General features: G+C 61.9%; 25 protein-coding genes. 16 read left to right on the top strand and 9 right to left on the bottom strand.

Going from position 1 to position 22,447, the window contains the following annotated elements; all coding sequences use genetic code 11:
* Positions 1-105: 105 nt before the first annotated feature.
* From JQ609_RS10065 to JQ609_RS10055, 3 genes are all read left to right on the top strand, one after another.
* Positions 106-312 carry a hypothetical protein gene (locus tag JQ609_RS10065; RefSeq protein WP_192740564.1) on the top strand — a complete coding sequence of 69 codons (207 nt, stop codon included), beginning with the start codon at positions 106-108 and terminating at the stop codon, positions 310-312.
* Between the two features lie 68 nt (positions 313-380).
* Positions 381-746: a hypothetical protein gene (locus tag JQ609_RS10060; protein WP_212273313.1), complete on the top strand. Its 366-nt coding sequence runs from the start codon at positions 381-383 to the stop codon at positions 744-746.
* 321 nt (positions 747-1,067) lie between these two features.
* Positions 1,068-1,688 carry a helix-turn-helix transcriptional regulator gene (locus JQ609_RS10055; protein ID WP_212273312.1) on the top strand — a complete coding sequence of 207 codons (621 nt, stop codon included), beginning with the start codon at positions 1,068-1,070 and terminating at the stop codon, positions 1,686-1,688.
* A 171-nt stretch (positions 1,689-1,859) separates the two neighbouring features.
* Here the strand turns inward: JQ609_RS10055 and JQ609_RS10050 are convergent, their stop codons facing one another.
* The 3 genes from JQ609_RS10050 to JQ609_RS10040 form a co-directional block, all read right to left on the bottom strand.
* Positions 1,860-2,105, bottom strand: coding sequence for a hypothetical protein (locus JQ609_RS10050; RefSeq protein WP_212273311.1), 246 nt, complete (start codon positions 2,103-2,105; stop codon positions 1,860-1,862).
* 248 nt (positions 2,106-2,353) lie between these two features.
* A complete protein-coding gene (locus JQ609_RS10045) occupies positions 2,354-2,746 on the bottom strand; it encodes a response regulator (protein WP_192740568.1) in 393 nt (130 codons plus the stop codon).
* A 297-nt stretch (positions 2,747-3,043) separates the two neighbouring features.
* Positions 3,044-3,769 (bottom strand): Crp/Fnr family transcriptional regulator, encoded by a 726-nt coding sequence (locus JQ609_RS10040; RefSeq protein ID WP_212204291.1) that lies wholly within the window; start codon positions 3,767-3,769, stop codon positions 3,044-3,046.
* A 975-nt stretch (positions 3,770-4,744) separates the two neighbouring features.
* On the opposite strand from JQ609_RS10040, the gene JQ609_RS10035 reads away from it, so the two are divergent.
* The 4 genes from JQ609_RS10035 to JQ609_RS10020 all read left to right on the top strand — a co-directional run bounded on the left by JQ609_RS10035 (position 4,745) and on the right by JQ609_RS10020 (position 8,589).
* Positions 4,745-5,155 (top strand): response regulator, encoded by a 411-nt coding sequence (locus tag JQ609_RS10035; RefSeq protein WP_212273310.1) that lies wholly within the window; start codon positions 4,745-4,747, stop codon positions 5,153-5,155.
* 356 nt (positions 5,156-5,511) lie between these two features.
* Positions 5,512-7,536: a flagellin gene (locus JQ609_RS10030; protein ID WP_212273309.1), complete on the top strand. Its 2,025-nt coding sequence runs from the start codon at positions 5,512-5,514 to the stop codon at positions 7,534-7,536.
* Positions 7,537-7,829: 293 nt separating this feature from the next.
* Positions 7,830-8,195 (top strand): flagellar biosynthesis regulator FlaF, encoded by a 366-nt coding sequence (gene flaF / locus JQ609_RS10025; protein ID WP_212204296.1) that lies wholly within the window; start codon positions 7,830-7,832, stop codon positions 8,193-8,195.
* 28 nt (positions 8,196-8,223) lie between these two features.
* The gene (locus JQ609_RS10020; protein WP_192740231.1) at positions 8,224-8,589 is read left to right on the top strand and encodes a hypothetical protein; all 366 of its coding nucleotides are present in this window, start codon (positions 8,224-8,226) and stop codon (positions 8,587-8,589) included.
* A 19-nt stretch (positions 8,590-8,608) separates the two neighbouring features.
* On the opposite strand, the gene JQ609_RS10015 is transcribed toward JQ609_RS10020, so the two are convergent.
* The 4 genes from JQ609_RS10015 to JQ609_RS10000 form a co-directional block, all read right to left on the bottom strand.
* Positions 8,609-8,986 carry a hypothetical protein gene (locus JQ609_RS10015; RefSeq protein WP_212273308.1) on the bottom strand — a complete coding sequence of 126 codons (378 nt, stop codon included), beginning with the start codon at positions 8,984-8,986 and terminating at the stop codon, positions 8,609-8,611.
* Between the two features lie 142 nt (positions 8,987-9,128).
* Positions 9,129-9,620, bottom strand: a complete 492-nt coding sequence (locus JQ609_RS10010) for a hypothetical protein (protein WP_212273307.1) — start codon at positions 9,618-9,620, stop codon at positions 9,129-9,131.
* 17 nt (positions 9,621-9,637) lie between these two features.
* A complete protein-coding gene (flgJ, locus tag JQ609_RS10005) occupies positions 9,638-9,985 on the bottom strand; it encodes a flagellar assembly peptidoglycan hydrolase FlgJ (protein WP_212273306.1) in 348 nt (115 codons plus the stop codon).
* Complete coding sequence (locus tag JQ609_RS10000) at positions 9,985-11,109, bottom strand: flagellar basal body P-ring protein FlgI (protein WP_212204300.1); 1,125 nt, start codon at positions 11,107-11,109, stop codon at positions 9,985-9,987. The genes flgJ and JQ609_RS10000 overlap by 1 nt, the downstream gene beginning before the upstream one ends.
* A gap of 262 nt (positions 11,110-11,371) precedes the next feature.
* Here JQ609_RS10000 and JQ609_RS09995 point away from each other — a divergent pair, with 262 nt between their 5' ends.
* Positions 11,372-11,785, top strand: a complete 414-nt coding sequence (locus JQ609_RS09995) for a flagellar assembly protein FliX (protein ID WP_212273305.1) — start codon at positions 11,372-11,374, stop codon at positions 11,783-11,785.
* A 30-nt stretch (positions 11,786-11,815) separates the two neighbouring features.
* Here the strand turns inward: JQ609_RS09995 and JQ609_RS09990 are convergent, their stop codons facing one another.
* Positions 11,816-12,187: a helix-turn-helix domain-containing protein gene (locus JQ609_RS09990; protein WP_212204958.1), complete on the bottom strand. Its 372-nt coding sequence runs from the start codon at positions 12,185-12,187 to the stop codon at positions 11,816-11,818.
* A 121-nt stretch (positions 12,188-12,308) separates the two neighbouring features.
* On the opposite strand from JQ609_RS09990, the gene JQ609_RS09985 reads away from it, so the two are divergent.
* The 4 genes from JQ609_RS09985 (at position 12,309) to JQ609_RS09970 (ending at position 15,182) form a co-directional block, all read left to right on the top strand.
* Positions 12,309-12,920 carry an NAD(P)-dependent oxidoreductase gene (locus JQ609_RS09985; RefSeq protein WP_212273304.1) on the top strand — a complete coding sequence of 204 codons (612 nt, stop codon included), beginning with the start codon at positions 12,309-12,311 and terminating at the stop codon, positions 12,918-12,920.
* Between the two features lie 210 nt (positions 12,921-13,130).
* On the top strand, positions 13,131-13,496 hold the full coding sequence (gene dksA / locus JQ609_RS09980; protein WP_092509290.1) for an RNA polymerase-binding protein DksA: 366 nt from the start codon (positions 13,131-13,133) through the stop codon (positions 13,494-13,496).
* 69 nt (positions 13,497-13,565) lie between these two features.
* Positions 13,566-14,354 carry a 2-keto-4-pentenoate hydratase gene (locus tag JQ609_RS09975; protein ID WP_212273303.1) on the top strand — a complete coding sequence of 263 codons (789 nt, stop codon included), beginning with the start codon at positions 13,566-13,568 and terminating at the stop codon, positions 14,352-14,354.
* Between the two features lie 9 nt (positions 14,355-14,363).
* Entirely contained in the window at positions 14,364-15,182 is an 819-nt protein-coding gene (locus JQ609_RS09970) for a hypothetical protein (protein ID WP_212273302.1), read from the top strand.
* Between the two features lie 3 nt (positions 15,183-15,185).
* On the opposite strand, the gene JQ609_RS09965 is transcribed toward JQ609_RS09970, so the two are convergent.
* Positions 15,186-15,566 (bottom strand): ClpXP protease specificity-enhancing factor SspB, encoded by a 381-nt coding sequence (locus JQ609_RS09965; RefSeq protein WP_249127810.1) that lies wholly within the window; start codon positions 15,564-15,566, stop codon positions 15,186-15,188.
* Between the two features lie 862 nt (positions 15,567-16,428).
* On the opposite strand from JQ609_RS09965, the gene JQ609_RS09960 reads away from it, so the two are divergent.
* The 4 genes from JQ609_RS09960 (at position 16,429) to JQ609_RS09945 (ending at position 21,732) form a co-directional block, all read left to right on the top strand.
* Positions 16,429-17,430 carry a tripartite tricarboxylate transporter substrate binding protein gene (locus JQ609_RS09960; RefSeq protein ID WP_212204308.1) on the top strand — a complete coding sequence of 334 codons (1,002 nt, stop codon included), beginning with the start codon at positions 16,429-16,431 and terminating at the stop codon, positions 17,428-17,430.
* Between the two features lie 579 nt (positions 17,431-18,009).
* On the top strand, positions 18,010-19,059 hold the full coding sequence (locus tag JQ609_RS09955; protein ID WP_212273301.1) for an MBL fold metallo-hydrolase: 1,050 nt from the start codon (positions 18,010-18,012) through the stop codon (positions 19,057-19,059).
* A 607-nt stretch (positions 19,060-19,666) separates the two neighbouring features.
* The gene (locus JQ609_RS09950) at positions 19,667-20,701 is read left to right on the top strand and encodes a putative zinc-binding metallopeptidase (protein WP_249127809.1); all 1,035 of its coding nucleotides are present in this window, start codon (positions 19,667-19,669) and stop codon (positions 20,699-20,701) included.
* The gene (locus JQ609_RS09945) at positions 20,698-21,732 is read left to right on the top strand and encodes an ATP-grasp domain-containing protein (RefSeq protein ID WP_212273300.1); all 1,035 of its coding nucleotides are present in this window, start codon (positions 20,698-20,700) and stop codon (positions 21,730-21,732) included. The genes JQ609_RS09950 and JQ609_RS09945 overlap by 4 nt, the downstream gene beginning before the upstream one ends.
* The last annotated feature ends 715 nt before the right edge of the window (positions 21,733-22,447 follow it).

Genomic DNA, 22,447 nt, shown 5'->3' with positions numbered 1-22,447 from the left:
CCAATGGCTGGCTATGCGTACCGGCGCGCCGGTTCCCCGCCAACGATGGGTTGCCTTGCGAGGCCGTTGAGACTACAAGCCTTTTTTCCAACGGGAAGACAGGCGATGGCCCACAATTACGCAATCAATGACGACGTGCACCACCAGCTGCAGGGGCCGCAGGGCCGCGCCACCGTCAAGGAACGCAGCATCTACACCATCGTCACCTGCCTGCCGATCGAGGCCGACGGCCGCCCGCGCTACCGCATCAAGAGCAAGACCGAGAACGTCGAGCGCGTCGTGACCGAGGAGCAGATCAGCCGGCTCGGCTGATCCGCTGCCATTCTTCATTTGGACGGCTGCTTGTTTGGACGGTTGGTGCGCGCCCGCAACGCCTTGTCGTGCGCGGCGATGTCGACATCGCCGTCTGCCTTCTCTTGATTTCGTTACTGTTGATGTCGCGCGTCGGTCATCGCGCGGCCTGCACCTCGCAAATCGGTGAAGCCGTGGTCACCTGCGATCACAGTGTTTCTACGGCTCCTTGTGAAGCAATTCACACGCGGGTGCCGGCACCGGCGTTAACGACGGCGCATGACAACACGGCGGAAAGCATATTGGTGGTTCAGGCTCGTTGCCTCGGGACGCTTCCTCGAAAAGTTCCTGTGGCTCCCGCGCAACTGACCCGCGTCGAGGTTGCGTCCGATCCGTCGCTTAGCGGAAACAGCGACGAATATTTCATCGAAGCTGCGTCTGCGAATTGCCGGTGAGGCCCTCACACGCGGCTTGTTGCGTTGCCGCATGGCTGCCTGGTTTAAACAGTTCAGCGGATGGGACCATAACGAATCAAATTGAGTGCATTAGAGAAGCAAATACCCATAAGGCGAAATTATGAGGGATTGAGCTGCGAGGCCAACGCATTTCTACGGGCCGTAAAACTACGGAGTCCTGAACCGGTGGCATCGTACTTCCTCGATTGAAGGCCAAAACCGCTCGCATTGGTTCAGGTTCCGGTCCAGTTGCCGGTTCCCCGTATTCTTACTGGTTAAAAAATTAACCACCGGCGGCGATGGAATCGATAAATTAGTTATATGTCGCAGCAAGACCATCGAGCCGGTGATTCCCACTTTCCGACATGGATGGAAACCGTCACGCCTCTCGAGAGCAATCTTGAAATCGTCCAGTTGTCCGTCGCGCGTGCTCGCGCAACGGAAGAAGCGGAAGCGTCGATCGCTCGCCAGTTGAATGGACCGCTGACAGCGCTGCTGCTCTACATGAACGAGATCAAGCAGCACAGCCACCAGTTCTCCGAGGCGCCCGGCAATCGCGTCTACCTGCAACAGGTCGTCGACAACGCGGTTCAACAACTCGAACGCGTCTGCGTCGTGGTGAAGCAGATGTCGGACAAGCATCCCGCCTTTGCTTCTGATTCCGATCGCAAGCAGGGGCGGGAGAGCCAGGCCAACCGCACCAAGGATGGCGGTCGCACGCCGGGGGTGATGTTCGCCTCGGAGTCCGGTCAGAAGCCGCTCACCAAGCGCGAGCGCGAGGTGCTGAGCCTGATCAGTGAAGGCTGCTCCAACAAGCAAGGCGCCTTGCGGATGAACATCAGCCCGAGGACGTTCGAGAGCCATCGAGCCGAAGCCATGCGCAAGCTCGGCGCCCGCAACACCGCGGATCTCGTCCGCAAGGCGTTGTTGCAGCCGGCCTGATTATTTCAGTTGCTCAGAATGCAAATGTGCACTGCGCCTGCGGTGGAAGCACCGCAATGCTGCAGGTTCACAAAAGCCGATTGCAATCGCGACAGGGCCGACGGGGTCGGACCAGAGGGTGATCCGGAACAGCGGGAGCCGGATTTCCGAGAAGATCGCGCCAGGTTGCGCTCAGCAGAAGTCTTCCGCGAATGAGCGCATGCGGGGTGCGGGCCGGGCGGCGATGGCCGGTTTTGGCTCTTCCGGGATGATGGTGATCACCCAGGCCGCCGGAACACTCGACTTGTTTTCCACGATCGATCGAACGTGGCCGGTGACGGCCGAGCCGGCCGAGCGGAAGGTTGCGGTTCTGCCGTTGAACTGGGCGATACGGAAACGCCGCACTTCTTTCTGATCGCTCGTTTCGAACGTGAACATGAGGGTGCTCCTTGGTCCACGCGACTATCGCGATTCAACGTTATCCGTCTGTGAAAATCGTAAACCGTAGTAGTACGGCAAGCCGCGCCCGCGGCGCGCGGGGCCGTCCCGTCCGGACACCGCGAGACAGGTCGGATGCCGCCTCGCCGTTCGCCGATACCGCTTTGCGTCTGATGGCCGCGAGGATAGAGGGCGAGGCGGCGCTGGATGGCGGCCTTCAGCGCGACGCGGCGCGCCCGGGCTCGATGCTATTCGGCCGCGCTGGGGAACACGGCTTCCATCTTGGTCTTCAGCGTCGCCGCGTTGAACGGTTTGACGATGTAGTTGCTGACGCCGGCCTTCTTCGCGGCGATGACGTTCTCCGTCTTCGATTCCGCCGTTATCATGATGAAGGGCGTGTTTGAGAATTCCGGGCTCGCGCGGACTTCCTTCAGCAGGTCGTAGCCCGTCATCGGCTCCATGTTCCAGTCGGAGATCACGAGGCCGTATCGCTTGCCCTGCATCTTGGCGAGCGCCGCCGAGCCGTCGCTGGCATCGTCGACGTTCTCGAATCCGAGCTGCTTGAGGAGGTTGCGGATGATGCGGATCATGGTGCTGTAGTCATCGACCACCAGGATCGGCATCGACAAATCAAAAGCCATGTCTTTACTCCGCGCAGCTAGCAAACCGCCGAACACGGGTGAACTCGCGTGGCATTCGAAATCGTCTCGATGCTCTTTCCCGAACCTGCCCGTCAGCACCGTGACAAGTATCAGGGGTCATTGAACAGCGCGTTAACTCGCGGCCGAATAAATCCCGGGCAAATGCCGGGCCTGGCCGTAATTATACGGTGAGTTCCCGGCTGGCCGGATCGCGGGGCGCAATCTTCACGCGCATCGCCCGGCCGGCGCCTATCAATGGGCTCGGGAGCCCGCCCGCCCATGGACAGCGGCCGAGGGTCACGCCGCCGCGCAATGGATGCGCGAATGCAGCAGGCGGTCGTACTGGGTCTTGACCGTCGCGTAGCACTCGCAGGAGGTCCTGATCAGGCCGTCCAGATTGGTGATCTCGATATGTCCGCGGCTGTAATGGATGAAATTCGCCTGCTGCAGCGTGTTGGCCACCAGCGATACGCTGTTGCGACGCGCGCCGATCATCTGCGCCATCGCTTCCTGGGTCAGCACGAGCTTGTCGCTGCCGGACAGGTCGCGGGTATGTAACAAGCAGCGCGCCAGCCGGGACTCTACCGTGTGCGAGGCGTTGCAGCCCGCAGTCTGCTGGATCTGCGCGTAGACCGCCAATCCGTGCCGTGCCAGCAAAGTGCGCAGCGTCGCGCTCTGGTCGGCAGCCGCCCGAAGCTGATCGAGGTCGATCGTCGAGGCCACGCCGGGGACCAGCACCAGCGCGCTGTTCAGCGCGATCGGGTCGCCGAGGGCGGAGAATGCGCCGAAGATGCTGTCGCGGCCGACCATCGCGATCTGGACGTGCTCGCCTCGCGCGAGCTTGACAACGAGGGAGATCACGCCTCGGTGCGGCAGGTAGGCGCGCTTGAGCGTCTCGTCGACTTCCACCAGCACCAGATCCTGGGTGAGGTCGGCGGAGCGCAAATGCGGGCGGATCAGTTCAAAATCGTCCGCAGTCAGCGAAGACAAAAATCCATTCGGGGAACGAGGGGCTGAATCCAAAGCAGTCTCCTGCCTTACGGTCAAAGCCGGTCTCAGGGTGCCAGGCACCAAAAATATGCAATATACGCCGTCAAAAATGCCCGTTCATCTTGCCATGAATCGCCGGCGGGAAATATCGGCAAATAGCCGCACGCTGCCGCTGCCTTGGCTCCGTTGGGGCCACTTCGCCTGGTGGCCGCCCGAAGGCCCGGCCCTGAGAAGGGAGGCCGTGGCGTCAGTCGGTGCCGGCCCGGCGTCGAAGGTCACGGACGCCGACGAGGCTGTCGCGGCCCATCTTTGCGACCTCCAACGTCTGACCTTCGGAAAGGCTGACCACCGTTGAAACGACCCCCTGAGGGGCAGGTAGACCCCGCGGCCAAGGCGCCGGCCTTGCTCGGGACCCCGCCCTCGGCCGGTTCGACGGTCTCAAGTACAGCCAGGGACTGGCACTCTGGTGCGGGCAGAGCCTGTAACAGGCGACTAGGAGGGCTGCGCCCGCACTCTCAATCCGGGCGGAAGGCGGGACTTGAACGGTCTCGCATCAGCTATGCCGCCGCCTGGCGGAATGGTCCCGAGCTTGCTCAAGGTTGTGGAACCGCCCTATACCCTGTGGAGGGCAGACAGACTCGGCCATTTGCGACGGAATTGCGAATAGTGCGCTGATTCGCAAGGCAAAAGCCGCTCGAGAAGGCCTTGATGCGCCGTTGGGGTGCCTGATCAGGCGTGTCGTCGGGTTGGCGTCGTTATGTGTCTCTTGCAGCGCGTCCGATACGGCGGAGGAGGCCGTCATGCGTCGTATTTTGGTTGTCGATGACGACCTTCATACCCGCCTTGCGATACGCGCCTGGCTCAATCAGTGCGGTTTCAGGGTCGCTATCGTGGATGGCGGGCCCAACGGCCTCGCAACTTTGCGTCGAACCAGAAAAGGGTGGCGGCTGCGCACGTGCTACGACTGAGGAGCGATTGAAGACAGATATCTTGCTTCGGGGGGCTGAAATGACACGGGTACTCGTTGTCGATGACGATCCGATGGTTTGCATGGCCATTGAGATCTATCTGGAACGTCACGGGTTCGAAGTGATGATTGCCGATGGCGGCGAAGCCGGGCTACGCGCTCTCGAAGATGCCAGTTTCGACCTGATGATCGTCGATATCTTCATGCCGCATATGCGCGGTTTCGAATCGATCCGGATATTCCACGAGCGCGCGCCGGCCATTCCGCTGGTCGCAATGTCCGGATACGCGTTTGCGAATCTCGACTCGCCGGCGCCGGACTTTCTGCGAATGGCGCTCGAACTCGGCGCGGCGCGCTGCCTGCGCAAGCCGTTTACGCCGGCGGCGCTGCTGATTAACGAATGCCTCGACGAAGCGCGGACGCGCTATGCGGGCGTCGCCGAGTCGAGATAAGCACTCCAGGCTATCGCCGCCTTCGGCCGCGGCCCGACGTTATCTTCTCCGTTGTACCGGTTCGATTGGTACCGTCGAGGCGCTTGTCGGCGGCTTGATCACCGTGAATGCAGAACTCTGAGATCGTTCCCGCTCGCGGGAGCGAGCCGCATGCGATCGTTGCGAAACTCTGGCCGTCCGCGTCGGTAAGAATCTGTTTACCATAAATGATGATGCAGCGACTTTTCCCGCCGTCGCGTAGTCGTGCGGACATGCAAGTTAACCAGTGGGTAGGCGTGGGGAGACCAGTGTGGCACGGGCGCCGAATGAAAGTTGCGGCGTTGCGTCAACAGCGTTCATCCAGAAGGATATGAGTCATGTCAGGTATTGTTCTCTCGTCGTCGGTTCGCCAGAACCTTCTCTCGCTGCAGTCGACCGCCGATCTGCTCGCGACCACGCAGTCCCGCCTCTCGACCGGCAAGAAGGTCAACACGGCGCTCGACAATCCGACCAACTATTTCACCGCCGCCTCGCTCGATAGCCGCGCCAGCGACATCAACAATCTTCTCGACGGCATCGGCAACGGCGTGCAGGTCCTGCAGTCCGCCAACACCGGTATCACTTCGCTGCAGAAGCTCGTCGACTCCGCCAAGTCCGTCGCCAATCAGGCGCTGCAGACCACGGTCGGCTTCTCGACCAAGTCGGCGTTCACCTCCGTCGATATCGCGGGCGCAACGGCCGACAATCTCGTCGCCGATCAGGACCCGACCAACGCTGCGTTCACCGGTGCTTCCGCTCCGCAGCGCGCTGCGTATACCAGCACGGCCGCGACAGCGGGCACCCAGCTCTATTCGGGCAACGCCACTAACGCGAGCGCTTCGACGCTGCTGTCGGCCCTGACCACCAACGCCGGCGTCGGCGGCGCCGCCAATGCGATCCAGGCTAACGACACGCTGACTGTCAACGGCAAGACGATCACCTTCGGAGCCGGCGCGAATGGCCTCGTCGGTTCGGGCACCGCCTATACGATGGGTGTCGATACCTCGTTGAGCGATTTGATGACAGCGATCGACACCCTGTCGGGCAACACGACCCCGGCCAACGCGTCGACGGCAACGGCCGGCATTATCACCCTGAGGTCCGGTACGGCCGCCGACCTCGTCGTGACCGGCTCCGCAAACGTGCTCGACAAGCTCGCCATCGACGGCGCCGGTGCAAGCACCGCCACTCGTGGCGGTGGCGCCGTGACGGCCGGTGCCCTGGCCGGCGCCACCAAGCTGAGCGTCGGCGACGGCACGGCCGCTTCGCTGTCGAACGCCTTCGCGGTAGGTGACACCCTCACCGTCAACGGCAAGACGCTGAGCTTCGTGGCCGCGAACACGATCGGCAACGATCCGAACCAGATCAAGGTCGACAGCGACGTCACCGGCCTGCTGGCGAAGATCGACGGTCTGACCGGCTCGTCGACGGCCTCGACCATCACCGGCGGCGTGATCACGCTGAACACCGGTACGCTGAGCGATCTGACGATCACCAGCAACAACGCTGGCGCTCTGACCGCGCTCGGTCTGGCGGGTGGCGTGACACAGGCCCGCACGCAAGTGCCGGGCGTGCTGGAAGGCAAGACCCTGAATATCGGCGCGACGGGCGGCGGCACTGCCACCGCCATCGTGTTCGGTGTGGGCGCCGGCCGCGTCTCCTCGCTCAACGGGCTGAACGATGCTCTCGCCGCCAACAACCTGCAGGCCACTTTCGTGTCCGGCAAGCTGACGATCACCACCACGAACGATGCGGCTTCGGCCACGATCGGTGCGATCACCGGTTCCGCGGTCGGCGCCGGCCAGGCGTTCGCTGCCGGCACCACGGCGCCGGCTCCGGTTGTTGACGCATCGGCCAAGCTGACCCGTGACAACCTGGTCAGCCAGTACAACAACATCATCAATCAGATCACCACCACCTCGCAGGACGCGTCGTTCAACGGCGTCAACCTGCTCGGCGGCGACACTCTGAAGCTGACGTTCAACGAAACCGGCAAGTCGACGCTGAGCATCCAGGGCGTCAACTTCAACCCGGCCGGCCTCGGCCTCGACGTCCTGACCACGGGCGCCTTCAAGGACAACGCTGCGATCAACGAGATCGTGACGTCGCTGAGCAACGCGTCGTCCACGCTGCGCTCGCAGGCTTCGGCCTTCGGTTCGAACCTGTCGATCGTGCAGATCCGTCAGGACTTCAACAAGAACCTGATCAACGTGCTGCAGACCGGCTCGTCGAACCTGACGCTGGCCGACACCAACGAGGAAGCGGCGAACAGCCAGGCGCTGTCGACCCGTCAGTCGATCGCGGTGTCCGCGCTGGCGCTGGCCAACCAGAGCCAGCAGAGCGTGCTCCAGCTGCTCCGCTAAGTTCAGCCACATCAACGTTCAAGACGGCGGGGGAAACCCCGCCGTTTTTCTTTTTGGCTGAAAGAAAAATGTCCAGTCGTGCGGGCAAAACGCATCATGCAAAAAATTGTGGCTTCGATCTTAATCTCATCAGAACGCACCGCGGGCATGGTGGTGAAAATATGGATTTCGCCGGACCGCTGACACAATTGGTAACCGCCGCTAACCATATTTAAAGGCCGGACTTGTATGAAAGTTGGGCAGTTCTTGCAGCCACGCGGTCACTGCCAACCGCTCCCACCGAGGTTCCCTGAATGACCAATGCAGCCCAGGCCTACGCTCGTACGTCGCATGCGACGTCGTCTCCCCGTGAAATCGAAGCGCAGGCGCTGCTGAAGGCCGCACGACAGCTCCAGGAAGTCCAGACCAACTGGGCCGGTCCCGGCCAGGCGCTTGAGAACGCGCTGCTGTTCAACCGCCGGCTCTGGTCGATTTTCATGAGCGCGGCGACGGCCGACGAGAATCCGCAGCCGATCGAGGTTCGCCAGAAGATCGCCAATATCGGTGTGTTCGTGATGAAGCAGACGGTCGACATGCAGATGAGCCCGGATCCCGCCAAGCTGAAGGCGCTGATCGACATCAACTGCAACCTGGCCGCCGGCCTGGCCGGCCGCGCCTAACGACACCTGAGGGTAGGGGAGCCGTAGCATGGCCGACGTCCTGAGCATCCTGTCGGCCAACTACAAGACCGTCGGGCAGACCGTGCCCTCCAATACGCCGTACTTCGCGGTCAATCCCGACAATTATCAGGGCGACTGGACCGGCAAATATGCCGACAACAAGTCGTTCAAGATCTCGGTCTCGAACGTCACCGGCTTTCGCGCCAAGGTGCATTACCAGAGCGGCGCCACCAGCAAATATCAGGACGTGCTGATCAGGAATAATTCGTTCCGGGTCGGCGACACCAAGTTCACGCTGGCGAGCAACGGCAAGGCCGAGATCAACACCGTCGTCACCGATCCCGTCAGCGGACAGACCTATCTGGACAAGGCTTACGCGACCCACGAAACCTGAGTAGCAGGCGTTCTGGCTTTCAAGCCCGCTGGTCGGTAACGCGCAGACGTTGCGGCGCTTCCCTGGTCAGGTCGAGGGCGTGGAAATAGGCGCGGCGGCGCAGCACTGCTTCTTCCGGAAATTGCTTCACGACCTGGCTGGTCCGGTTGTCGACCACCTGATAGACGACCGCTCGCGCGTCGCGATCGATCACCACCTGGTTCGAGACGGACGGATTCGAAATCGAAACATGGACCGCGCGGGAATCGCTGCTGCGTGCGCCCGCGTCCGACGCCGTGACGCTCTTAGGCGCCGGCAATTCGGTCGCGACCGCATTGTGCGCCGCTTCGCTGATCGGTTGAACAATCGGCGCGGCAACCGGTGCCCCCACCGGTTTGATGTTGAAATCTGTACTCATGGCAGCCTCCAGGCTTGCTTCGAGTCAAATCCCAACCCCTCTCAAACAGCAATATAACTTCCCACCCCTCAACACGGTGTTAGGGAACGCGCTGAATCCCGTGCTTATACGGGGACGCGAGTTTGTCGAAAATTTTAGATGTTTAGAGCGAGCGGCTCACCGCGAGCGGCGTCATGTTGCGCGGCCCTGGCGTCGCGCGCTGGCCGCTCGCCGTATAGGTGTTGGGGATGTTGCGGCGCTGGATCTCGACGTTGACGCCGCGCACGATGCCTTCGGACACCGCATGCGCGGTCGCAAGCACCGTGAGATTGATCTGCAGCATGGCGCGGAAGGTGTCGTGATGGCGGCGCAGTGTGGTCAGCAATTCAGGCGAGACCTGCGCCAGGTATCTTTGCGAGTTCTTCAGATGCTCGACCGCGACCATGTAGCGGCGCGACAGCTCGCCCTTCTGGCCTTCAAGCTCCATCGCTTCGCGGATCTTGCCGGCGCGAACCAGTTCGGTTTCGCGCTCGATGATGCCGAGCAGCCCGCTCATCACGTCCATCAGGTCTTCCGCAAGTTTGCGGGCCTCGACCGGCGAGGAAATCGCGCGTGCCGGTGTGGCGGCGGGCTGGGCTTGCGGGCGCTGATTCATGTCGGGGTTCCCTTATGTCAGCCGGCGCGGTTGGCTTGCTGCAGGATCAAGGTACGGAAGACGTCGTTGGAGATTCCGATGCCGCCGGATTTGGCGAACGACTTCGAATATTCATCCGTCAGCATCGAGCGCCAGGCGCCGGTGCCCGTCGTATCGCCGAACGGGCCTTCGCCTTTGACGCCGGTGGTCATCTGCGAAAACATCGAGTTCAGGAACATCGCCTCGAAGTCCTGTGCCTTGGCGCGGGTCTTCTTCTGCGCCTCGGGCGAAATCTTGGTCAGGGCCTCGGCCAGCTGCGGGTCGTTGCGACCGGTGATCAGCGTGGATTTCGGGTACGAATTGCTGATGCCGTTCAAGCTTTGCATCACATCACCTCGATGTCGGCCTGGATCGCGCCGGCGGCCTTGATTGCCTGCAGGATGCCGATCAGGTCGCGCGGACCGATGCCGAGACCGTTGAGGCCGTCGACGAGCTGCTGCAGCGAGACGCCGTCTTTGACGACCGCGAATTTCTTGCCGTCTTCGGAAACGGACACGCTCGAGCGCGGCGTCACCACGGTCCGGCCGCGTGACAGCGGATTGGGTTGGCTCACTTGCGGGCTCTCGGAAATCGAGACAGTGAGGTTGCCCTGCGCCACCGCCACCGTGGCGACGCGCACATCGCGGCCCATCACGATGATGCCGGAGCGTTCGTCGATCACGATCTTGGCGGTGAGGTCGGGTTCGACCTGCAATTGCTCGATCTCGGTCAGGAAGGCGACGACGTTGCCCTTGAACTCGGCGGGGATCGCCAGTTGCACCGTGGACGGATCGATCGGCTCCGCGGTCTTGACGCCGAGGAAATCATTGACGGCCGCGGCGATGCGCTTGGCGGTGGTGAAATCGGCATTGCGCAGCGCCAGCCGCACATTGGGCAGGCGATTGAGCGCGAATTCGATCTCGCGCTCGATGATGGCGCCGTTGGGGATACGGCCGTTGGTCGGTACGCCGCGGGTGATGCTGGCGGCGGCGCCTTCCGCCGCGAAGCCCGAGATTGCGAGCGAGCCTTGCGCGACCGCATAGACATTGCCGTCGGCGCCGAGCAGGGGGGTGACGAGCAGGGTGCCGCCGGTCAGGTTCTTGGCGTCGCCGAGCGCGGAAACGGTGACGTCCATCCGCGTGCCCTGGGTGCCGAACGCCGGCAGATTGCCGGTGACCATCACGGCGGCGACGTTGCCGGTGCGGATGGTGGCGCCGCGGATGTTGACGCCCATTCGCTCCAGCATCGCCTGCAGCGACTGCTTGGTGAAGGGGATGTTGTTCAGCGTGTCGCCGGTGCCGTTGAGGCCGACGACGAGGCCGTAGCCGATCAACTGGTTTTGACGCACGCCCTCGATATTGGCTAGGTCCTTGATCCGCGAGGTCGCGCCTGCGGACATGGCCGACAATGCCAGCGCCAGCAGCGCTGCGCAGCCTACCCTCAACACTCTTGCCGTATGGATGCCGGGCATCCCAATGCTCCCCTGAAGTCTTCCCGGACCACACGCCACTCCCATGACGGTAGCCCGGGATTAACTATGCGAGATCGGTGCCACGCGGATTCGGTGGCCTAGTCCGTTGAAAGTGCTATGCTTTACGTGTTGGTGCGCGATCCGGCCGATCTCGCGGCACCGGCGAAACTGCCGCGCGGCGGCAGATTTTGCCGGGTCGTTTACGCGGCATTAACCATAAAGCGGCGAAGCTCCCTGCAATCGACCGGCGAGATTCACGACGATGCGCATCTACGGACCGAACGGCACCACGCTTGGATCGCCCGCGAGCAGCACGCGGCGAACCAACTCGACCGGCTTTTCGCTGCCGGATGCGCCGGCGACGCCGGACGAGACCCGCTCCGCGGCCCCGCCGAAAGCCGCCGGCAGCATCGACGCGCTGCTGGCGATGCAGGGCGTCGAGGATCCGACCGAGCGCCGCAAGCGGTCGGTGGCACGCGGGCGCGGCGCGCTCGACGCGCTCGACGAACTCAAGCTCGGGTTGCTGTCCGGCAATCTCGATGCCGCCACCATGAACCGGCTGCGCGATGCCGCGGCCAACCTGAAATCCTCCTCCGGCGATCCCGGCCTCGATGCCGTCCTGGCCGAGATCGAGCTTCGAGTCGAAGTCGAACTGGCCAAGGCCGGGAAATTCTAGGCTTCGCGCGCTCTTCTCATCCTGTTTGTCTCACGCCGCCATCGAATTGCGCTGCGCATCGTAGCGCCGCTGTGCGTTCAGCACTTCTTTCAGATTGCTTTCCGCCCAATCGCGCAAGGCATCGACCGCCGTCGACAGCGTCGCGCCCAGCGGCGTGATCGAATACTCCACCGTCACCGGCACGGTTGCGATGACACGGCGCTTGATCAGCCCGTCGCGCTCCAGGCTCTTCAGCACCTGCGACAGCATCTTCTGCGAGATGCCTTCGATGGCACGGCGTAGCGCATTGAAGCGCATCGGCTCGTCGCGCACCAGGAGCAGAATCAGCACCGCCCATTTGTCGCCGACGCGATCGAGAATCTGGCGCGTCGGACAATTGGCGGCATAGGCGTCGGGTTTCATTTTCATGGCGGTTACTCCGGCGTAATCAGGTGAGTTCAAAGTGCTCTCTTAACACCTACGCTCTTTGCGTTATCTAGTCACCATTGGATACCACATCCATCCCATCGCAAGGAGACCCAAGATGAAGATCGCCGTCGTCGGCGCGTCCGGAAATGCCGGCTCGCGTATCGTCACCGAACTGGCCAGCCGCGGCCACACCATCACCGCCATTGCCCGCCACCCCGAGAGGATCGCGAGCCAGCCCAACGTCACGGCCAAGCAGGGCGACGTGCAGGACCAGGCCGGCCTGGCCGCGTTGTTCGCCGGCCACGACGCTGCGGTCAGCTCGGTGCACTTCCTCGACAGCGACCCGGCCCGGCTGATTGGCGCCGCCCGTGATTCGAAGGTCGGCCGCTACCTCGTGGTCGGCGGCGCCGGCAGCCTCGAGGTGGCGCCGGGCGTCCGGCTGGTCACGACGCCGAATTTTCCCGTGGTATACAAGGCCGAGGCCGAGAAGGGCGGCGCCTTTCTCGACCTGCTGCGGCAGGAAAAGGAGCTGAACTGGACCTTCCTGTCGCCCTCGGCCCTGTTCACGGCCGGCGAGCGGACGGCCAAGTTCCGTCTCGGGACCGACCAGCTTTTGATCGCGTCCGACGGCAAAAGCTGGATTTCCTTCGAGGACTTCGCAGTTGCACTCGCCGACGAAATCGAGCGTCCGGCCCATATCCGGCAGCGTTTTACCGTCGGTTACTGACCAAGCGGGCTGCCCCGCTGCGGTGCACAGTTTTGCCTGTGTATGCGCTCCGGGGCGGCCTTCCTTGCCCCAGGGCCGATATTGTCTGTCACAACTCGCCGCTATATAAGGCGCGCGCGGACGGACGATTTTCCGTTTCGCCTTGCACTTAAAGATGGGCTGACATTGGAAAAGTTGAAGAATTATCGACCCTCCGAAAAAGAGCCTTTCATGAACGACCGCCAGCGCGATTATTTTCGCGCCAAGCTGCTGGCGTGGAAGGACGAGATCCTGCGGGAATCGAAGATCACCCTGCAGACCCTCCAGGAAGAGAACGTCAATCATCCCGATCTGGCTGATCGTGCCTCTTCCGAAACCGATCGCGCGATCGAACTGCGCGCTCGGGACCGCCAGCGCAAGCTGATCTCCAAGATCGACGCGGCGCTGCAGCGTATCGAAGACAACACCTACGGCTATTGCGAAGAGACCGGCGAGCCGATCTCGTTGAAGCGGCTGGAAGCCCGCCCGATCGCAACGCTGTCGGTGGAAGCGCAGGAGCGTCACGAGAAGCGTGAAAAGGTTTACCGGGACGAGTAGAGTAACCTCCGGCATCTGACCGCAGCGCGCGGTCGGCGTTGCCGGATTGCAACGAGAGAGCTGCCGCCGATGGATAAAATTCTCGCGGCCGCCAAGCGCATCGCCAGCGCCCGCCGCAGCCGTTCGCCGCTGGCCGCGCTTTCGAGCGAACTCGTGCCGCAGGACGAGGCCGAGGGCTACAAGATCCAGCGCGCGGTGCACGATCTCTTGCTGCCGCAGGTAGGCAGCCTCGTCGGATACAAGATCGGCTGCACCAGCGCGGTGATGCAGCAATATCTCGACATACCCCATCCCTGTGGCGGCGGCGTGTTTGCCAAGGGCGTGCATGAGTCCGGCGCCAAGCTGCGCTTCGGCGATTACGTCCGTGTCGGCGTCGAGTGCGAAATTGCGGTCCGGCTCGCGCGCAATTTGCTGCCGTCGGAAGCGCCGTTCACGGCGGAGTGGGTAATGGAGGCGATCGAGGCCTATTACCCCGCGATCGAGATCGTCGACGACCGCTACGCCAAATGGGAAACCATGGGCGCGCCGACGCTGGTGGCCGATGATTTCTTCGCCGCCGGCTGCGTGCTCGGTCAGGCGATCCCGCGCACCGCGGCGCCCAATCTGCTCAAGGTGGTCGGCCGCGCCATTGTCAACGACACCGAAGTCGGGCGCGGCACCGGCGCCGACGTGCTCGGGCATCCGCACAACGCGCTGGCTTGGCTCGCCAATCATCTGGCCGAGGAGGGCACGGGATTGCACGCCGGGCAGGTCGTGCTCACCGGCAGCCTGGTCAAGACCGTGTGGCTCAATGCCGGCGACAGCGTGGTGATGGAGCTCGACGGGCTCGGCACCGTGGCGGCGAGCTTTCGGGACTGAGCGGCAATCATGCAAGGGCAGGAGAGCGTTCCCTCGATTCTCGAAGCCGACGCGCGCGGTGAAATCGCCGAGATCTTCGCCGACATCCGAAAGGTGCTCGGCACCAGCGTCGTCAATTTGATCTGGCGCAACCTCGCGACCATGCCGGGCGCGCTGCCCTGGACCTGGGCCACGGTGCGGCCGCTTTATCTCGGCGCCGCACCGCTGCATGCCGAATCGGTCAGGCGCACGATCGCCTTGCCGGATGTGCCCGGATTTTCCGCCGACACGTTGCTCGCCGCCGGCATCGATCAATCCGACCAAGCCATCATTCGCAATGTGCTGGACAGCTATCAATACACCAACGCGCTGGCGCTGACCGTGCTGTCGGCGTTGCTCGCGCATTTCGAACCGCGCCCGGCCGTGAACGTCGCGGCCGCCGGCTCCGCACCTCCGCCCTCCGGCGTCAAGATTCCGGAACTGCCGCCGATGGACGCGCTCGATCCCGAGGTGGCGCGGCTTGTTGGCGAATTGAACGGTTTTGGCGAGGACACCGAACCGCAATTGATTGCGAGCATGTACCGGCATCTGGCGTACTGGCCGGCGTATCTGGCGCTGGTGCGAACCATGCTGGTGCCGCTGCAAGCCGACGGCCGGCTCGACGCGTTGACGCGTTCGACCCGCGCGCTCGGGTATGCGCATGGCCAGATGCTGGCGCCGCAGCTGAAACCTGCGGCACCGCCCGATACGCTTGCGGATGTGCTGAAATCGTGCCGGTTGTTTGTCGAACATCCGATCGCCCGCATGACCGGGCTCTGCGCATTGATCCGCCGCGCGACGCCTGAGTGAAGTTTAGCTACCCGAGCACTTCAACTCGGTGCGGTCATAGAACGCCTTGATGGCGTTGAAGGGGACGACGAGCCGTTCCGGATAGCCCTTGAACCACACCAGCACTTCGAAGCGGTCGTCCTTCACGGTCAGCTTGCCGAATTCATATTGCAGGACCACGGTCATCTCGTTCGGATATTTTTCCAGGAGATAGCCCGGCATTTTCACGCCCTCGGTCCGGGTCGTGAAGGTGATATGGACCGGATGTTCTTCGGCCGCGTGCCACAGCGTCTCTGCAATGTTGAAGCGCGCCGGCGTCGTGCTGCAGGGTTCAGCCGCCACTGCGCGGGATGCGGTGAACATGGTCGCCAGCAGGGCGAACAGGATTGCTGCTTTTCTCGTCATGGCCGCCTGCATTGGTTCGTCTCGCGTTGTCACACTGTTTCATGCGTCAGTTGCCGTGGAATGCACGTGGGTTCATTTCGGTGGCGCATTGTCCCTTCGAATGTGCGGGAGGTCACAGCTACACCGTCGTTCCGGCCTTGAGATGCGTAATTGCGCATCTGAGCTTAAGGCTGGGACGACGGCGGTGTTTGTTGCTGCACCGTGGTCTAAGCGCACTTCCGCGTTCTCGCGGCCTGATACGCCCGAGGTTTGCCAGAAGTTCCTTGCCCTCGAAATATGAGGGCGCAGGGAAGACCGGGTGCGCGCTGCACCCGCGGTCCCGTGTGCGGTTTGCACTAAATAGGCTGCACACGAGCATACAGGGCAGCGGAGAACACCCGGCCTTCCCTGCGCAATGGCTTTACGGCTTATGCCGTGATCTCCCCGGAGACGAGTTCTTGGTTGACTCCGTCATCGCCGGTTCAGCTCACGCTTAGCCGACGGCTTGACGCCAGCAACGGGCGCCAGGACCACACGGTTTTGCCGTACGCCCATCCACGCCATCGTCTCAGCGCAAACAAGCGTCCACCGCAACCCGCCCAACGTCCGTGACGACGGCCGACGCCCTTCTGAGTAGGACGGGATGGCTAAACATATGCACCTGATTTTCCATTCTGGTAAACAGAAATATTTTTTATTTTAGGGCTTGACACAACTTCTGTAAATCGGAACTGATTTGCCCGTCGGGCCAATAAGCCGCATGTATTTGACTTGACGGAGCGCTGTTCGGCTCTTTCACGCCGGAGAACGGCGCACTACGCTGTCGCCGGCGCAGCAAGCCTTGCCCGACCAATCAAGCAGGCGCCTGCGCAAGGGAGGGAAAATGATGCCGCAGCTCACGCCTGTGAACCGCCGCAAATTGCTGGCCATGCTCGGCGGCTCGATTGCCGCGCCGTATCTCGCAAGGCGCGAGGCGTTCGCGCAAGAGGCGTGGCCGGCGCGGCAGGTGAAATACGTCAACGGTTTTCCGGCCGGCGGCGCCACCGATACGCTGTCGCGGATCATCTGTCAGAAGATGAGCGACCTGTCCGGACAGTCCTTCGTCGTCGAGAACAAGGCTGGCGCGGGCGGCGTGCTGGGGGCGGATGCGGTGGCAAAGTCGCCGCCAGACGGATACACGCTCGGCCTCGGCGGCATCGCCAGCAACGTGCTGGCGATCGGAAGCTACGCAAAGCTTCCCTATGATCCGCGCGCCGATTTCACCTTCATCGGCGGCATGTGGCAATTGCCCAATATCCTGGTGGCGAAGAAGGACCTGTTTTCCTCCGACATCAGGGAGTTGCTGGCCGCGTTCAGGAAGGAGCCGAAGAAATATACCTATGCCTCGGCCGGGTTCGGCACCACGTTGCATCTGTCGGGCGAGATGATGAACAGCATGGCCGGCGTGGAGGTCAACCACATTCCCTATCGCGGCGCCGCGCCCGCATTGACCGACCTGCTCGGCGGCCGCGTCGATCTGTTGTTCGACAATCTGCCCGGCTCGTTGCCGAGCGTGCGCGCAGGCCAGGTCAAGCCGGTCGCCGTCACGTCGCTGAAGCGGCTCCCCGAGCTTCCTGATGTGCCCACCATGGCCGAGGTGCTGCCGGGATATGCGATGACGTCGTGGACCGCGCTGATCGGGCCGGCGAACATGAAGGCCGATCTTGTCGCGCAGGTAAGTGCGCTCACCGTCAAGGCGCTCGCCGATCGCGGCTTGCAGGAGCGCTACGCAGAGCTTGGCGCCACGCCGTGGCCGGCCTCATCAACCGAGATCAGCAAATTCCGCGACGACGAGGAAAAGCGGCTGCTGCCGATCATGCAGGCGGCGGGGATCAAGCCGGGGTAGAGGAGGGCTGGCGGTTGGGGAGGCGGCGTTGCCGCGCGGCTCGTTCCGAACGAACGACCTGGCCGCCCATCCAGGTTCAGACGGCAGAGATAAAGTCTCTGTGCAGGCAAGTTGGTCTTTGGGCGCGATCGAACAACACGGTGATGCCAGTGGTACGAGAGCTCACGTCAATAACAATGCCAGCCCGGTCAGCCAACTCTGGGCACCGAACGGCTCCAAGCCATCCTAAAACGGGTGCCGACAACAATTCTGTCGGTTTTCTGGTCAATCATTATGAGCTTCTTTCTTCGCTATGCATTATATCGCCCATAGCTTCGGGTGATCGGAAGGCGCGCTCTACGCCGTGCGTCGCGACTTTGTCGTGACACTTCCGGAAATTGGGCGTACTCATGCGGCGAGCGGCCACGCCTTGAGATAAACTCCCGAATGGCGCTAGGGACGGCGACCGGCTGATCAAACAAGCTTCGGGGAGATCAAAGTATCGTCCGCCCGGTGTGGCGCGGGGACTCAATCGCGCATTCCCGTAAGGCTCCGACAAGCAAACTCAAATGGGGGTGTTCTCAAAGAAGGAGGACTTCCATGAAACTTCGCGCAGCATTGTTCTTTGCGGCCGCACTTGGCGGCGTCGCTGCCGTGGTTGCCCCTGCGACAACGGCCGCGGCTGAGCCCAACAGCCAGATCACTATCCTCTATGACGCTTTCGGCACCGATGCCGCAATGAAGAAGGATTGGGGCTTCTCCGCGCTCGTGGAGGTCGTCGGTAAACGAATCCTGTTTGACACAGGCAACGATCCAGACATCTTCGCAGCCAACGTCAAGGCGAAGGGTGTTGACCTTACCAACATCGATTTCGTCGTCCTGTCGCACCGACACTCCGATCACATGGCTGGCCTGAATCATGTTCTGAGCCTGAATCCGACGGTAAAGATCTACGCACCTAGAGAAGGATTCGGCATTTACGGTTCGTCGCTGCCATCGAGCTTCTACCGAAAGGACGAGTCTTTGCCCTCCGAGATGCGCTACTACGAGGGCAAGCCGCCGGAAGTCATGAAATTCGGCACCGCTTGGCAGGGAGCCAACATCGAACTAATCGACAAAACGACGGAAATCGTTCCAGGCATTACCTTGATAGCACTGGTATCCGACGCTCCAGGCACGAAAGAGCTCAAAGAGTTGTCCTTAGCGGTCAACACCTCGGACGGCGTAGTGCTTGTGGTCGGCTGCGCGCACCCGGGAGTCGAAAAGATCGTCGAGGCGGCGGCGGCCATCAGTTCCAAAATACGTTTGATCGCCGGCGGATTCCACCTCGTCGTCGCTCCGGACGAGGTCATTGCCAGGTCCGTGGCAACGCTCAAGGATACGTTCAAGATAGAGAGCATCGCTCCGGGCCACTGCACCGGTGAGCCGACATTCGCAGCGTTGAAGCAGGCTTTCGGCGACCGATACCTTTATGCGGGCGTTGGCACATCGCTGTCGTTGGTACCAAGCACGGGCTCTGTCGGGCGACGGGGCGAGGGACCCGTTCTCCAAGAAGACGACCTAACCACTTATCGGAAGCTCGCCCGCCGCGAAGACCCCTTCGGCATTTTCCAGGCGCGGATTCAACGCTCAAATCTTTCGCACCAGTGAAGGCGCGTAACAGCCTACGCACGATCGATGTGCAGGCGGGACGGGGATGGCGCCGCCTCAAGGTCCGAATTTGGTCTCCGAGCGTGCAAGTAATCAATTAATCGTTTGGTTCGATGCCTGGATCGATTGGACTACAAGCAGAGGCTGTCGTGCAGCAAGCAAGAGGGTGGGTTACGCTTCGCTAACCCACCTCCGAACCTGTCTCTGACGTCCGCGGAATATCTTCGACATCAGGATCGTCTGCTCTTCACCGAAGGACCCCTCCCTAACAGTCTTGAAGCCGCGCTTTGCGTAGAACGCTTTTGCCGTCACCGATGATTGCACACTCAACGTCCGCTGCGATTGGGCATTCGCAGCGTTTTCGACCGGTCCATAAGCTTTGTGGCGATACCGCGGACTAATAGCCCAAACCCAGCCGTCCAGCGGGCGCTTGCACGCGCCGCCTGCGCGGTGGCCCGGCTCCCGCGCCTGCTTGAGGCCTCCGGACTGGATGGCTCGTCAACGGGCTCCTCTGGGACACCGGGTCGAAAGTGCCGCAAGGACTAGGCGGTTGTTGCCAGCGGCATACTATGACACCATCCAGATACTGTATTTTCATGATTTCTGGATGCCTATGCCACCTCGGAAATATACCTGGGAAAAGCTGTCGGATGAGCAGTTGCTCAAGCAGCGTCTCAGCAGCCTGAAGGTCAACATCAAGGGCACCTGGCTCGAGGATTGCCTCGGCACTCTGAACGAAGAACTCCAGGCGCGGAACATCCGGCTGCGGCCACACGCATGGATATCGAGCGAATGGTTCAGTCCGGCAGATGTGCCGGGCATCGCCATCCCGTTCTATCTTGCCCATCCCCGCCTGATGAAACTCGAGAAAAAAATGATGCTCGAGGTAGAGGGAAGTACCTGGTCGGAATGCATGGCCATCCTCCGTCACGAGGCAGGGCATGCCGTGCAGCACGCTTACCAGTTGCAACGCCGCCGACGCTGGCAACAGTTGTTCGGCCCGTCCTCGAAACACTATCCGCTCTACTACCGGCCCAATCCGGCCAGCCGGAATTACGTCCAGCATCTTCGGCGCTGGTACGCACAGAGCCATCCGGACGAGGATTTCGCCGAAACCTTTGCGGTGTGGCTGCGACCGCGGTCGAAATGGCGGGCACGCTATGCCGGTTGGCCGGCGCTGAAGAAGCTCGAATATGTCGACGAACTGATGAGCGAGATTGCAGGCGAGCGGCCGCCGATTACATCACGGGAGCGTGTCGATCCGCTGTCCGGGCTCAGCCAAACGCTTGGCGAGCATTACCAGAAGAAGCAGGCGTTTTACGCTTTCGAGGCGCCGAAGACGTATGACCGCGACCTGTCCCGTCTGTTCTCCGCCGATCAACGACATCGACGGGCGCAGCCGGCGGCATCCTTCATCAGGCGGCACCGCGCGCAGGTCAGGCAGCTGGTCGCGCGATGGACGGGCGAGAACCAGCTAACGCTCGATGCCGTTCTCGATGACATGATCTCCCGCTGCCGCGAACTCGATCTCCGGGCCCCGGGCTCGGAGCGGAAGCTTGTGATCAACTTCACCATTCTGCTGACCGCCAAGACCATGCACGCGCTGTTCGGCCCGTCACGCCGCAAGTGGATCGCGCTATGAGACGCCTGCGCGTCCTGGTCCTGATACATCCGGACTTCTTGCCGCCGGACTCGACCGACGGATACACCGCGCAGGAAATCAACCGATGGAAAACCGAGTTCGATGTCGTGAGCACCTTGCGCGCGGCGGGCCACGATGTGCGCCCGCTCGGCGTGCAGGAGGAAATCAAGCCGGTTCGCGACGCGATCGAAAGCTTCAAGCCGCATGTGGTGTACACATTGCTGGAGGAGTTCCACTATACGTCAGGGTATGACCAGCACATCGCGAGCTTTCTCGAACTGATGAAAGTCCCGTATACCGGCTGTAACCCGCGCGGCCTGATCCTGGCGCGCGGCAAGGACCTGTCCAAAACGCTAGTGCACCATCGCCGGATCGCGGTGCCGGCCTTCGCCGTGTTTCCGATGCGCCGCAAAGTCAAACGGCCGACGCGTCTTGCGCTGCCGCTGATCGTCAAGAGCCTGAACGAGGATGGATCGTTCGGCATCTCGCAAGCATCGATCGTCGATACGGACGAGAAGCTCGCAGAGCGAGTAGCTTTCGTCCACGACCGGCTCGGAACTGCCGCCATCGCCGAGCAGTACATCGAGGGGCGTGAGCTCTATGTCGCCGTGCTCGGCAACAATCGGCTGCGAGTTCTGCCGATTTGGGAATTGAAATTCGGCAGCATGGGTGGCGAGGGGGCACGGCAGATTGCCACCGAAAAGGTAAAGCACGATCCCGGTTACCAGGAGCGCGTCGGAATCGAGGACGGGCCGGCCAAGAACCTTGCGCCGGAGGTATCCGCCCGCATTCAGCGAACAGCGAAACGCATCTACCGTACACTGAAGCTCGATGGATACGCACGCATCGACTTTCGGCTCTCGGCCGACGGCACTCCGTATTTCATCGAAGCGAATCCCAATCCCGAAATAGCGAAGAGCCAGGAGTTCGCTACAGCCGCCCGGCATGACGGGCTTGCCTACCCCGACCTGCTAAATCGCATTCTGGCCCTCGGAATCAGCCGGGCCAAGGCAGGTGCATCCGTAGGCTGAAAGGCAACGCGAAGCGGTCATGCACGGTGGTGGTGCGCGCTCGGAAGTTGAAGTCTCTACGCACTTCAACCAATGACGGGAGATATAAAGTCTCTGTGCAGGCAAGTTGGTCTTTGGGCGCCATCGAAGCGCACGGTGATGCCAGTGGTACGAGGGCTCACCTCAATGACAATGCCAGCCCGGTCAGCCAGCTCCGGGCACCGCGCGACGCCAAGTTTACTCATCTTGAAACGAGTGCCGACAAAAATTCTGTCGGCTTTCTGGTCATTCATTTTGGCTATTCGATAAGTCGAAAAAGATCGTCTTCAATAAAAGCAAAGCGTCAATCGCAGGGATCAGACTAGATCGGATCAATCTTGTGAACAATCTCCGGAGTAATACCGGACTCCGCCAACGCAAGTAAGCTGGGTATCGCAGCGCAGCATTGATCGTTACTCATGAGCACGCGGCGAGGCGCGGGAAGGCGAGTAAAGCCGGCCACACGACAACGCTACTTTCGTCTACCAAGGACACGCGATGCAGAAAGGCAACGCCCCGGGGGAATGTCATCGGGCCGTCAAAATCTCCTTAGTATTTCCCGGACCAAGCGTGTATCTCGGGAACCCAGTCGGAACGGAGTGGGCCATGGAATTATTTCGGGCTGAGATGGTGGCCGTCGTGGAGAGTGAGACGGACAAGGATTGCCGGTCTTGTGGCGAGAGGTTGAAGCTGGTTC

The sequence above is a fragment of the Bradyrhizobium sp. AUGA SZCCT0169 genome, from assembly GCF_018130085.1.
Classification (GTDB): Bacteria; Pseudomonadota; Alphaproteobacteria; order Rhizobiales; family Xanthobacteraceae; genus Bradyrhizobium.
Note: the sequence above shows the minus strand (reverse complement) of the source record. Positions and strands in the feature narration are given on the sequence as shown.